The sequence below is a fragment of the Enterobacter sp. K16B genome, assembly GCF_020216105.1.
GTDB classification, from domain to species: domain Bacteria; phylum Pseudomonadota; class Gammaproteobacteria; order Enterobacterales; family Enterobacteriaceae; genus Enterobacter; species Enterobacter sichuanensis.
On record NZ_JAIWJZ010000006.1, the window covers coordinates 1 to 13,381 of the forward strand.

Annotated in this window: 11 protein-coding genes; 2 read left to right on the forward strand and 9 right to left on the reverse strand. The window is 55.5% G+C overall.

Going from position 1 to position 13,381, the window contains the following annotated elements; genetic code table 11:
• Positions 1-99 precede the first annotated feature (99 nt).
• Complete coding sequence (locus tag LDK53_RS01440) at positions 100-1,632, reverse strand: YdgA family protein (protein ID WP_094917635.1); 1,533 nt, start codon at positions 1,630-1,632, stop codon at positions 100-102.
• A gap of 99 nt (positions 1,633-1,731) precedes the next feature.
• Positions 1,732-2,907 carry a mannose-6-phosphate isomerase gene (manA, locus tag LDK53_RS01445; RefSeq protein WP_104557708.1) on the reverse strand — a complete coding sequence of 392 codons (1,176 nt, stop codon included), beginning with the start codon at positions 2,905-2,907 and terminating at the stop codon, positions 1,732-1,734.
• 197 nt (positions 2,908-3,104) lie between these two features.
• Here manA and fumA point away from each other — a divergent pair, with 197 nt between their 5' ends.
• Entirely contained in the window at positions 3,105-4,751 is a 1,647-nt protein-coding gene (fumA, locus tag LDK53_RS01450) for a class I fumarate hydratase FumA (protein WP_025758374.1), read from the forward strand.
• Between the two features lie 182 nt (positions 4,752-4,933).
• The gene (fumC, locus tag LDK53_RS01455; protein ID WP_225283605.1) at positions 4,934-6,328 is read left to right on the forward strand and encodes a class II fumarate hydratase; all 1,395 of its coding nucleotides are present in this window, start codon (positions 4,934-4,936) and stop codon (positions 6,326-6,328) included.
• Here the strand turns inward: fumC and tus are convergent, their stop codons facing one another.
• From tus to ydgH, 7 genes are all read right to left on the reverse strand, one after another.
• Positions 6,329-7,258, reverse strand: a complete 930-nt coding sequence (gene tus / locus LDK53_RS01460; RefSeq protein ID WP_225283607.1) for a DNA replication terminus site-binding protein — start codon at positions 7,256-7,258, stop codon at positions 6,329-6,331.
• A gap of 72 nt (positions 7,259-7,330) precedes the next feature.
• A complete protein-coding gene (gene rstB, locus LDK53_RS01465) occupies positions 7,331-8,629 on the reverse strand; it encodes a two-component system sensor histidine kinase RstB (RefSeq protein WP_225283609.1) in 1,299 nt (432 codons plus the stop codon).
• A 75-nt stretch (positions 8,630-8,704) separates the two neighbouring features.
• Positions 8,705-8,965: a hypothetical protein gene (locus LDK53_RS01470; RefSeq protein ID WP_045284909.1), complete on the reverse strand. Its 261-nt coding sequence runs from the start codon at positions 8,963-8,965 to the stop codon at positions 8,705-8,707.
• 252 nt (positions 8,966-9,217) lie between these two features.
• A complete protein-coding gene (gene rstA / locus LDK53_RS01475; RefSeq protein ID WP_025758561.1) occupies positions 9,218-9,934 on the reverse strand; it encodes a two-component system response regulator RstA in 717 nt (238 codons plus the stop codon).
• 94 nt (positions 9,935-10,028) lie between these two features.
• Entirely contained in the window at positions 10,029-10,751 is a 723-nt protein-coding gene (gene folM, locus LDK53_RS01480; RefSeq protein ID WP_225283620.1) for a dihydromonapterin reductase, read from the reverse strand.
• 39 nt (positions 10,752-10,790) lie between these two features.
• Positions 10,791-12,173: an amino acid permease gene (locus tag LDK53_RS01485; protein WP_025758565.1), complete on the reverse strand. Its 1,383-nt coding sequence runs from the start codon at positions 12,171-12,173 to the stop codon at positions 10,791-10,793.
• A gap of 184 nt (positions 12,174-12,357) precedes the next feature.
• On the reverse strand, positions 12,358-13,302 hold the full coding sequence (gene ydgH / locus LDK53_RS01490) for a DUF1471 family protein YdgH (RefSeq protein WP_025758566.1): 945 nt from the start codon (positions 13,300-13,302) through the stop codon (positions 12,358-12,360).
• Positions 13,303-13,381: the final 79 nt, after the last annotated feature.

Below are 13,381 nucleotides of genomic sequence, written 5' to 3' on the forward strand. Positions count from 1 at the left end.
CTGCGCTTGCACGGGCCTACAACGGCCCGGAATCGTAGGCCGGGTAAGCGTCAGCGCCACCCGGCAATAAAAAACCCCTCGCATGAGGGGTTTTGACGTTTACTGTTGTGGCGCTGCTGGTTCGGCTGGCGCTGCGGGTTCAGCCGGTTCCGGCGCGCCCAGAGCAGGCATACCAAACATGCCGACAAAGTCATCCAGCGGCATTTTGTCGCCGTTGAGCGTCACCTGACCGTTGGCATACTGCAGGCTGGTGGAGATGGTGTTGTTGTCCACCTTGGTGATGCGGAACATCTGGCCCATTGCCGCCAGACCTTTCACCTGCTGATTCGCCAGCTTGCCAGCATCTTCATCGCCGTAGCCTTCCAGCTTCGCAATCTGGGTCATAAACTCGGTGGCCATATCCATCGGGATAGTCAGCTTGCTGTCGAGGGACTTCACGCTGCGATCCACTTCCTGTGCCAGCGTCTGAGGTTCGCCCGTGGCGGTTGCCGGATCTTTCAGGAACAGAGAGAGGTTGAAGCTGGTTTCGCCTTTGCTGTTTTTCCAGCTCAGCGGCGCAACGGTGACCACCGGCTCGCCTTTCAGCAGGATTGGCAGGTTGTTGAACAGTACCGCCATAGCCTGCTGCTGGTACACCTCCGGGTTCTGCTGCAGCGCGGCATCGGTCAGCAGCGCCTGGCTCTCTTTGCTGTATTTCTGGCTAAATTCGTGCCACGCCTGGCCGTCGATATTGCCGATTTTCAGCGAAAACTTGCCGGTGCCCAGATCCTGATTCTGGACTTTCAGGCTCTTCAGCGTGTAATCCAGCTGGGTGTTGATGTTTTTGCCGTCTTTAGACACGTCAGATTTGCCGTCGATGTTCATGCCTTCCAGCACAGCCATCTCTTTACCTTCAATGGCAATCGCAATCTTGTCGACAGACAGTTTCTGATCGCCGATGCGCTCTTTAAAGTCGGTCATTCGGCTGTTGCCGTCGGCTTTCAGATTGTTAAAGGTGAGCTGAACTTTTTGGTTATATTCATTTACGGCATCGACCAGGCCACTTTCCGCTTCACCCGTCAGAGATAACACGTTCCCGTCGCGGTCAGTATCAACCTGGAAATTGCCGCCGCTAAAGGCGACTTTCTCATTCTCTTTCTCGTAGTTCAGCGCTTTCAGCGCGATATCAGAACGGGTATCACCGGAGTAGCTAATGCGGGTGTTAATATCGAAAGGTGATTCATTCTTCGCCAGATCAAACAGCGGTTTGGTCAGGTCGTTGTTCACCAGAACAGTATGAACGGACGCCATCGACGGGATCAGGTTAAACGACTTTAACTGCGCCAGCGGGAATGGACCGTGGCTCACCACTTCATTCAGCACCACGCTCTGACCCGGCTTCAGCCAGCCGTTTTCATTACCGGCAACAGGCTTCACCACCAGCTGCATATGGCTGGTGAACACACCGCGCTGATAATTCTGGTAGCTCAGCTCTACGCCCGCTTCCGGTGCGCTGCCCTTAATTTCGCTGTTAGCCTGCGCCACCATCTCAGCCAGACGGCTTTCCAGCTGTTTCCCGGTATACCAGGAGGCACCCGTCCAGACCACGCCTAACGCTACAATCACTCCAACCGCTACGACCGATTTTTTCATTGCGACTATCCCTAAAATGAAACCAGGCGGTTGAAACCGCCCGGAGATATAAAACCTGCCACTAGCTTAGCAAGAGTTGTTAAAAAATTCAGTAAGTGCCTATAGCTTATTAAAAACGCGCGCCAGACGACCGGTGCCACTTACGCTTACCGGAGACTCATTCGCCGCAACAAACGCCGATTCACCCGGTTTCAGCACCAGACGCTCGCTATTTTTATGCAGAGTAGCTTCGCCCTCCACGCAGAACAGGATCGCCGCGCTCTCCTGCGCGATGGTCGTTTCTGTCTGGCTCAGGTCATGCAGCGAGAAAGCAAAATCCTCAACCGGGATCGGGAAGTCCAGCTCTGCGCCCTTTTTCACTGGCTGAGTCAGCAGCTCTGCGGCAGGTTTCGCCACGAACTTCACGTTAGCAACCAGTTCAGGGATGTCGATGTATTTCGGCGTCAGGCCCGCGCGTAGCACGTTGTCGGAGTTGGCCATCACTTCCAGCGCCACGCCCTGCAGGTAGGCGTGCGGGGTTTCCGCGAACAGGAACATCGCTTCGCCCGGGTTCAGCTTCACCACGTTCAGCAGCAGAGGAGAGAACAGGCCGCTGTCGTCCGGGTAGAACTCAGAGATCAGGCGAATGGTGTCCCACGGTTCACCTTGCTGCGTGGTCAGGGCTGCTTTCAGCACCGCCAGCGCGTGGGATTTCTCGTCACCCTGCATGTTAAGCAGGCTGGCAAACAGCTGGCTCAGGCCTTCTGCATTGGGGTTTTCGAGGAAGTGGGCGATAGCGTTATTGGCACCAGCGACCGGTTGCAGCAGGGAAATAATCTCTGAAAACTCGCGGAAGGCGTTCATCGCCAGGAACGGGGTCAGCGCGAACACCAGCTCCGGCTTATGGTTTGGATCTTTGTAGTTACGCTCGGCAGCGTCTAACGGAATACCGGCCGCATTCTCTTTCGCAAAGCCCATTTCAGAGGCTTTCTTATTCGGGTGGACCTGGATGGAGAGCGGCTGGTCGGCGCACAGCACTTTAAACAGGAACGGCAGTTCGCCAAAGCGCTGAGCCACCTTGTCGCCCAGCAGCGCGGCTTTATCGGCATCAATGACGTCGCGCAGGCTGTGCACCTGACCGCTGGCGTCTTCAATTTTTGAGCTGCTCTTCGGGTGCGCACCCATCCACAGTTCTGCCATGGGCAGGTTGTTTGGGTTCGCGATACCGTAGAGATCCGTTAACGCAGTTTTACTTCCCCAGGCGTAGTTTTGCACTGAGTTGATGAGTTTTTGCATTATCAAGCCCTGATTCAAATGTGGAATAAACTTCGGGTATTAAAGCAATAAACTACCGGGAAGTAACCTGTGGATGTAAAAAGTCGTACTAGTCTCAGTTTTTGTTAAAAAATTGTGTAGGATAAGCTGACTCGCTTTTAAGCGGGCAGCGGAACATCTGCCCAAATAATCAGACTGAAGCAGTAAGTGAGAGAACAATGTCGAACAAACCCTTCCATTATCAGGATCCTTTCCCGCTGAGTAAGGATCAGACCGAATACTATCTGTTAACCCGCGATCACGTCTCTGTCTCTGAGTTTGAAGGACAAGAGATCCTGAAGGTCGATCCGCAGGCGCTGACGCTGCTGGCGCAGCAGGCTTTTCACGACGCCTCGTTCATGCTCCGTCCTGCACACCAGCAGCAGGTGGCCGATATCCTGAGCGATCCCGAGGCCAGCGAAAACGATAAATACGTTGCCCTGCAGTTCCTGCGTAACTCCGATATCGCGGCAAAAGGCATTCTGCCAACCTGCCAGGACACCGGCACGGCAATCATCGTCGGGAAAAAAGGCCAGCGCGTCTGGACCGGCGGCGGCGATGAAGCGGCGCTGGCGCACGGCGTTTACAACACCTACACCGAAGACAACCTGCGCTATTCGCAGAACGCGCCGCTGGACATGTACAAAGAGGTCAACACCGGCACCAACCTGCCTGCACAGATTGACCTCTACAGCGTGGACGGCGACGAGTACAAATTCCTCTGTATCGCCAAAGGCGGCGGTTCAGCTAACAAGACCTATCTCTACCAGGAAACCAAAGCGCTGCTCACCCCGGGCAAGCTGAAGAACTATCTGGTGGAAAAAATGCGCACCCTCGGTACCGCGGCGTGCCCGCCGTACCATATCGCGTTTGTGATTGGCGGTACGTCGGCGGAAAGCACGCTGAAAACCGTGAAGCTGGCCTCGACCAAATACTATGACGGCCTGCCGACAGAAGGTAACGAGCACGGCCAGGCGTTCCGCGACGTTCAGCTTGAACAGGAGCTATTGGAAGAAGCGCGCAATCTGGGCCTCGGTGCGCAGTTTGGCGGTAAATACTTCGCCCACGACGTGCGCGTGATCCGTCTGCCGCGTCACGGTGCATCCTGTCCGGTCGGGATGGGCGTCTCCTGCTCCGCGGATCGTAACATCAAGGCGAAGATCAACCGTGAAGGTGTGTGGATCGAAAAACTGGAAAACAACCCGGGTAAATACATCCCGGAAGAACTGCGTAAAGCGGGTGAGGGCGAAGCGGTTCGCGTTGATCTGAACCGTCCGATGAAAGAGATCCTGGCGCAGCTTTCACAATATCCGGTTTCGACTCGTCTCTCCCTCAACGGCACCATTATCGTGGGCCGCGACATCGCGCACGCGAAGCTGAAAGAGCGTCTGGACAACGGCGAAGGGCTGCCGCAGTACATTAAAGATCATCCGATCTACTACGCGGGCCCGGCGAAAACGCCTGAGGGCTATGCTTCTGGCTCGTTAGGCCCCACCACGGCCGGGCGTATGGACTCGTACGTTGACCAGCTACAGGCTAACGGCGGCAGCATGATTATGCTGGCAAAAGGCAACCGTAGTCAGCAGGTGACGGACGCGTGCCACAAGCACGGCGGCTTCTACCTCGGCAGCATCGGCGGCCCGGCTGCGGTGCTGGCGCAGGGCAGCATCAAGAGTCTGGAGTGTGTGGAATACCCGGAACTGGGTATGGAAGCTATCTGGAAAATCGAAGTGGAAGACTTCCCGGCGTTTATCCTCGTGGATGACAAAGGCAACGACTTCTTCAAACAGATCCAGTCCTCTCAGTGTTCGGCCTGTGTGAAGTAATTCTGTAAATTTCCGGGTGGCGGCTGTGCCTTACCCGGCCTACATTCTCGTAGGTCGGGTAAGCATCAGCGCCACCCGACACCAAAAAGAGCGCACAAAGCGCCATAACGTTTCTCAGAAGTCATCAATACTTATCCCTTAAGCATGTGAGCAATCCCTCTTTTGTTATCAAGGAGAAAGTAATGACAACGGTACGCCATGAGAAAGATTCTATGGGCGCCATCGAGGTTCCGGCCGATAAGCTCTGGGGCGCGCAAACCCAGCGTTCGCTCGAGCATTTCCGTATTTCGACCGAGAAAATGCCCGTCTCGCTGATTCAGGCGCTGGCCCTCACCAAACGGGCCGCCGCGAAAGTTAACCAGGATTTAGGCCTGCTGGCGGCCGATAAAGCCACCGCCATCATGAATGCCGCCGACGAAGTGCTGGCGGGCAAGCACCCCGACGAATTCCCCCTTGCCATCTGGCAGACCGGTTCCGGCACGCAAAGCAATATGAACATGAACGAAGTGCTGGCAAACCGGGCCAGTGAGCTGCTGGGCGGCGTGCGTGGTATGGAGCGTAAGGTCCATCCAAACGATGACGTCAACAAAAGCCAAAGTTCTAATGACGTCTTCCCCACGGCGATGCACGTGGCGGCGGTGATTGCTCTTCGCGAACAGCTTATCCCGCAGCTCAATGTCCTCAAGGCCACGCTTAACGACAAGGCGCAGGCCTTCCGCGATATCGTTAAAATTGGCCGTACGCACCTGCAGGATGCCACGCCGCTGACGCTCGGCCAGGAGATTTCCGGCTGGGTGGCGATGCTGGAACACAATCTGAAGCATATTGAGAACAGCCTGCCGCATCTGTCGGAGCTGGCGCTCGGCGGCACGGCGGTGGGGACCGGGTTAAATACCCATCCGGAGTATGCGGTGCGCGTGGCGAGGGAGCTTGCTGCCATTACCGGTCAGCCGTTTGTCACGGCGCCCAATAAGTTCGAAGCGCTGGCGACCTGCGATGCGCTGGTTCACACCCACGGTGCGCTGAAAGGGCTGGCGGCCTCGCTGATGAAAATTGCCAACGACGTGCGCTGGCTGGCCTCAGGCCCGCGCTGCGGCATTGGTGAAATCAGCATTCCGGAAAACGAGCCGGGTAGTTCTATCATGCCGGGTAAAGTGAACCCGACCCAGTGCGAAGCCATGACCATGCTCTGCTGTCAGGTGATGGGCAACGACGTGGCCGTCAACATGGGCGGTGCATCCGGCAACTTCGAGCTGAACGTCTATCGCCCGATGGTGATCCACAACGTTCTGCAATCGATTCGTCTGCTGGCGGATGGGATGGAGAGCTTTAACGAGCACTGCGCGGTGGGCATTGAGCCAAACCGCGAGCGCATCAGCCAGCTGTTGAATGAGTCTCTGATGCTGGTGACTGCACTCAATACCCATATCGGCTACGACAAGGCCGCCGAGATCGCCAAAAAAGCGCATAAGGAGGGGCTGACGCTGAAAGCCTCCGCCCTGGCGCTGGGCTATCTGACGGAGGCGGAATTTGACGCCTGGGTACGCCCGGAAGCGATGGTCGGCAGTCTGAAATAATCATTCCGCCACATACAGGTGCAACCGCGGAATAATCAGCTGAAGCGGTTGCGCCTGGGGTCTGTAACGGTGCTGGACATTTTCAGCATCGTAATTCAACAGCTCACCAATGTCCGGCACGATGGCACCCTGATCGGCATCATAAAGCGCAATCAAAGGCGTCGGGCAGGCATACTGCACCTGTTTTTGCTGACCGGAATACCAGACGCGGGCGATAGGCTGAACTTTCACCGGGCGCTTGATCTTGAGGCGCGTCTTTGCCGGTAGCGACGCGATGCTGTGATATTCCTGCTCCAGGCGCTCAATCCACTGCTCGCGCGACCACGGTGCGACGGTGCGTGGCGTCTTCAGACTTTTTTCCAGCTGGGCCAGAATTTCATCCCGGGTGAAATTCTTAATGATGTGCTTATTCGCCCAGCCGAAACGCAGCGTGGCGGGGTGACGCAGTACCGTCAGGGTGCGGTAGGCATTAAGGGTTATCAGGCCCGGAAGCTGGCGGTGCACCCACTCAAACCGGGCGGCAGGGGCCAGGCCCGACTCTTCGGTGATGATTTTTTCAAAGGTCGCTTTCAGGGTGTTGATGTGGGCAATCTGGGTTTCCAGCGCTTCACGCGCTGGGGCATCGGTTTGCAGGCAGATCACACCCGGCAGACGCACGGCCGCCTTACTGCTGCGCTGTTCTGACTGCTGCTGGATAAAGAGATGGCGGTAGTGCTTCATCGCCAGCTCACAGGCGGCGCTACCGAGGTGCTGTTTCACCTCGATGGTATCCAGCGGATCGTGCTCGGCCCCTTTGGCCACATCGGGCAGGGTAAAGACGCGCGCGGCCAGCAGACGGCAGGCCTGCAAACGTTCTGTCAGGGTCAGTAGCTCGTGTTCTATTTCGCGAAAGGTGCTGTTCAGCCTTTCGATGAGATCGTAGGATGCCATAAACACTCTCATTAGTTACAACATACTTATCATATAGCACAACACGCCGGGTCAGGCCAGCGTGCGGTTTGGTCAGGCAGGAACGGGAAGGGCGACGTTATGGTACACGGGCCAGCTAAAGCAGAAGCGCGCGCCGCCGAGTTCGCTCTCCTCACAATGCACGGTGCCGCCCATGGCCTGGGCGATAGAGTAAACAATCGCCAGCCCCAGACCACATCCACCGGTGGCGCGATCGCGGCTGGGGTCTAAACGTACAAACGGTTCAAACACGGTTTCGCGTGCTTCCGGGGCAATTCCCGGGCCGTCATCCTCAACCGTCAGGCTGGCCTGATTGCCCTGCACATCCAGGCCAATCTGGAGCGTACTTTCGCTGTAGCGCAGGGCGTTGTTGATCAGATTGTCCAGCACGCGCTCCATCAGGCGCATATCGAGCGCACCGTAATCACCTTGCGTGACGCGCGTGCGCAGCGTGCGCTGCGGGTTCACGCTCTGGACATCATCAATGTGGGTTTGCAGCCAGTCAGGCAGGTCCGGCGTGCTGAGGTTGAGTTCGTTCTGCGGGCGGTCGAGGCGCGCGTAAGTAAGCAGCTCCTCAATCAGCGCTTCAAGCTGACCAATATCGCGGTTAAGCGCCTGAGACTCTGATTCCGTCAGATTCTCGCTCATCTCCAGACGGTAGCGCAGGCGAACCAGTGGCGTACGCAGCTCGTGCGCAATCCCGTCAATCAGTTGCTTCTTGCTGGCGATAAGGGCATTGATATTATCGGCCATCTGGTTAAAGGCCACGCCCAGTCGTTCAAAGCTGGAACCGCTGTCGAAGTGGATACGCTCGGTAAAATGCCCCTCGCCAAAACGCTGCGCGGCGGATTCGAGTTTCAGCATGTCCTGCCAGTGTGGGCGCATCCAGATAAAGACCGGAAACGCCAGTGAAATGGCAATAAAGGCCATCAGCGCCATGTCCAGCAGACGCATCTGGTGCAGATAATAGAGATAGGGCACCGGCCCGACGGCCAGCACGTAATGGCTGCGAGGGATACGCTGGATAAAGGTATATTTCTCATCCAGCGCGACGATGTCGCCCTCGCGCAGACGCTGCATGGCGGGCGGATCGAGTTCGAAATCTTTCAACGGCTCGATGCGTAAATCGAACGACAGATTCAGATCCAGCTCTTTCAGGGTTTTCGCCCAGTCGTGTGGCGGGATCTCTCTCAGCTCGCTGCGCATCAGATAGAGCGAGCTTTTCATCAGGTCATCCAGCGACTGTCTGCCCGCACGTTCGGCGGTAAACTTATAAACCAGCCCGACCAGCATAGTCATCACGAGGAAGCAGACAAACAGTAAAAGATAAAACTGCACAAACAGCTTTTTCATTGGATCTCACCGCAAAAACGCTATGTGCAGAATATACATGAAAACCCTTCAGGTTTTTCATGTCTGTCTAGCGTGTTAAATGGCTTTCGCGCTGTTTTTTACCTTGGCGATGAGTTTTTCTGTCATGGCCAGGCCTTCCGCAATGTGCATATCAATCACATCCGTCCCGAATTCGTGAATAAGATCCAGGAGTATTTCATATGACTGGATCAGTTCCAGCAGGTCAAAGAGCGCTTTTTGATCGGTGCGTGAGGGGGAGGCGTGGTTAAGAGTAGCCTGATTCACAATCCACTCGAGATTGGTTTTGATGGCTTCTACCTGATTGTAGCTATACATAATTCATGGTCTTAAATCCTCATTTCAAGATTTTATGGGAGAGATGTCGTGAAAGCTTCACGGCGAAAATGAGTAAAACGGTCGCCGGTGCGGGGCGAGCTGAAGAGAAGAGAGATGAGATGTTAATTATGGAATAGTTCGCGGGCTTAGCAAGTTAATTGTTGCGCAAAAGGGGGAATAAACGCGCGAAAGAAAGGCGAACGTCGTGTAATGCCTTCATTTCGCGCAGAAAATCTTGTACGGATAAGACGATCAGGTTTCCCAGGCGTGGGGGGCAAATAGGTAGCCCTTGTTACGCACGGTTTTGATGCGGTAGGGCTCGGTGGCATTATCCTGCAGTTTCTTGCGCAGTCGCGAAATCGCAACGTCCACGCTGCGGTCCATTCCGTCATAGCTTACTCCCCGCAGGTTTTTCAGCAGCGCGTCACGGTCCATGATCTGCCCGGCATGGGTTGCCAGCTCCCACAGCAGGTCAAAGTCTGCGGTAGAGAGGGCTATAAGTTCCCCGGACAGCAACACCTGACGGTTAATCGGATCAATCGACAGCGTACCAAACCGCATGGCTTTATGCGGTGTCAGAGACGGCGCCGGTGCTTCGCGTTCGATGCTGGCGTGCTGGCGTAAATGGAGGCGCAGGCGGGCAAGCAGGACGGCAGGCGGTGTGGTTTTCAGAATGTAGTCATTGGCCCCCATCTCCAGCGACAGAATATGGTTCATATCGCTGTCCAGAGAGGTGAGAAGTACGATAGGGCCGTCCCAGCGGGCGCGCAGGTCACGGCAGAGCGTCATGCCGTCCTTTCCTGGCAACATGATATCCAGCAACACCAGATCGGGGTTTTCACGGACCACCACCTCTTCGGCACAATCGCCGCGAGGCTCAACAATGACGTCCATATCATGTTTACCCAGATAGGCGGCAATCAGTTGCCCGACTTCGGGTTCGTCTTCAACATAAACAATCTTATTCATACAACGTCTGTTTTCGTGAAAAAAGCCAACATACACCGCGGAACCTTAACCTTCCATTAATCTTTCAACATTAACGCCGGTTCCGATATTTTCACTAGCGCAGCGGCCGGCCGCCGTCCACGGCAAAGGTTCTGCCGGTGACATAGCAACTGGTGAGCAGGTAATCCACCAGGTCGATCACCTCTTTTTCGCCCGGCGCAATTTTCATGAGCGACTTATTCAGCGCCTGCTGACGGTACTCCGCATCATCGTTTTCGTTGAACAAAATCATCGCCGGGGCGATGGCGTTGACCTTCACCTCCGGGGCGAGTTTACGGGCAAACGAGCGCGTCATGTTATCCAGTGCGGCTTTACTGGCCGCATAGGCGATGTGCTTGTCGCTTCCACGCTCTACCACATAATCGGTGAAGTGAATGATATCGCCCGCAGCATGTCCATGCCCGCGCAGCAGATCCTGTAGCGCATGGTTAAGCAGATAAGGCGCGTTGACGTGGATCTGCAGCATGGCGGAGAGCGTTTCGCTGAGTGATGTGCCGGACTTTTCGGCCTGCCATGCGCTGGCGTTATGGATCACCGCCCGCAGAGCCGTGGTGGTGGATTTCACCTTTTCCGCAAAGGCCAGAATGCCGTCATCGGTTGAAAAATCAGCCTGCATGCAGACCGCTCCGGCTTTGCGCAGCCCTTCAATTGACGGATATTCGGTACGGTAGCTGACAATGACCGGCTGGCGAAGGTTAAGAAAATGATGGGCGAGGGCGAGGCCGATTCGACGGCCTCCACCGGTGATCAGTATTGGACGAAGCTGTGCATTTCCCATCGTATTCTCCTTTGCAGTTCAACAATGGGAAAGGCGATGCTATCCCATCAACATCCAGGTTGCCGGTACGGCAGCAACCAGTAACAGTCCAATTAATGCCATTTCACGGCGTTTCAGCGCATTCTCCAGCTGATGCGTGTGGCGGGCGTAGATAAACACCAGCAGCCCCGGCGCGTACAACACCACCGACAGCAGCAGATGCATAGGCCCGGAAGCATACAACAACCACAGGCCGTAAATACAGGCTCCGACACCCACGACATAATGCACCGGGCGTGTGGCAATTTTTAACAAATAGGCGCCCACTAAGAAATAGGGTACCAGAATCATTTCCGAGGCGATGGTCAACAGGGTGTTATAGTCTGAACCTGTGAGCCAGATCAGCACAAGGCAGACCTGAACGCTGATGTTGGTCAGCCACAGTGACGCGGCAGGCGCATTGTTTTTGTTCTGACGCGCAAACAGGCGAGGAAATGCTTTGTGCGTAGAGGCCAGGAACGGCACTTCCGCCGCCATGATGGTCCAGCTCAGGTAAGCCCCGCAGACGGAGATAATCAGGCCCGCAGCAATCACCACATCGCCCCAGGGACCGAGCATTTTCACCATCAGTCCGGCCATTGACGGGTTACGCATTTCGGCCAGCTCAGGACGCGCCACCACGCCCAGCGACAGCAGCGTGACCAGCAGATACACTCCCAGCGCCGCCAGCACGGCCAGCAGCGTGGCACGGCCAACGTCACGTTTATTGCGCGCACGGGCTGACACCACGACCGCGCCTTCAACCCCGATAAACACCCACAGGGTGATCAGCATCGTATTTTTCACCTGCTCCCAGACCGGGACGCCAAGCGCCATGCCGCTGAAATCGAGCGTAAACACGTCGAGACGAAACGCGATAAAGGCCAGAACGATAAACAGGCCAAGCGGAACCAGCTTCGCGAGGGTCGCGACCAGGTTAATGCTGGCGGCGGTTTGTACGCCACGCAGCACCAGCCAGTGGACGAACCACAGCAACACCGAGGCGCCGACAATAGACTGCCAGGTATTGCCGTCGCCAAAGAGGCGTAGCGCTGGGGTATCGGTAAAGAAACTGAGCGCCGAAAAGACAATAACCAGATAAGAGACATTGGCGATAACCGCACACAGCCAGTATCCCCACGCGGAACAGAAGCCAATCAGCTCGCCGAAACCTTCACGGGCATAGGTGAAAATCCCGCCGTCCAGATCGGGGCGAATGCGGGTGAGCAGCAGCATGGCGAAGGCCAGCAGCATTATTCCAACGCCCGTAATGCCCCAGCCAATGAGCAGTGCGGCAGGGCTTGCGACGGCCGCCATGTTTTGCGGCAAACTGAATACGCCCGCACCCAGCATCGAGCTTAAAACGAGTGCAGTCAGAGCACTCAGGCCAAGTTTCTTTTCCATTGGCTTCCTGTTATGAAAGGTCCAAATCCAGAATAATTATTTCGCACAGGCGCATAAAAATGGTGGATCACACTAAGGCGCGGGATTTTACGGAGTGTAACGAAAGCATGCAATGACGTGTGGCAGAAATTCAAAAAAAGTAACAAAAAAGGCGGCATTGCGCCGCCTTTCGTAAACGGTTTTGTTACTTGTACAGATCGGCGCTGATGGTCACGTTGTTACCACGTTCCTGCCACTGGCGGGTGATATGGTAGTACTTCGCCCCTTTCTTCGCCGCACGCTTCGCGACCTGATAAGAGACTTCCGTCATGTTGCCGTAGTTGCCGGTAAACTTGATGCTGTCGAACGGCACCATCTGCGCAGCAGTGGCTTTGTTCAGCTCTTCAATTTTGGTGCCGTCTGGCAGCGTCACGGAATAACGGCCACCTTTTGTGGATTGCGTTTCAAAGAAACGGCCCACTTCAGCACTGGGTGCAGCAGAGGTTGCTACGCCAGGGATTTCAACTTTCTTCGCTTCTTCGCCGCCTTTCGCCAGCGCTGCGCGACCCGCTTCTGAATCAGCCGGGATCGCATCCGGGCTTTGCAGAACACGTTTTTTCGCATCTTCTTTATAGATGAATGCGGTAATACGCTGGTTGCCGCCCTGGTTAGCATCGACCTGACGCACGATGTAGAAAGAGTATGCACCTTTCGCTTTCGCGGCTTTGGTGATGGCATCGTTCACTTCAGGCTGGCTGCGATAGAAGCCTTGAACGGTAACCGTGTCGTAAGGTTCCAGCTCAATCGCCTGATCTTTCGGCAACTCAACGACACCGTTGATCACGCGGTTTTTCGGTGCGTCAGCTTTTGGCGCATTGTCTTTGTACAGCGCAATGGTCACACGCTGGTTACCGCTGTTGCCATAGTCAGACTGGTCAACAACGTAAAACGAGGCCGCCCCGTTTTTATCAGCGGCTTTTGATGCAGCGGCGACGGCATCGCCAATAGAATTATAACGACCCACAATGACCGTATGGTCAAAAGGTTTTAACGCTGCCGCTTGCTCCGGCGTTAACTCTGTTGCGGCATTCGCAGACAGGGCGGTCCCACAAAGAAGTGCGGACGCCAGGAGTGTGTTCTTAAGCTTCATAAAAATAATCCTTCGCCTTGCGCAAACCATGTACTGGTATTGTTGTTAATTTGAGACGGTCCCGATTATTGCATTTAAA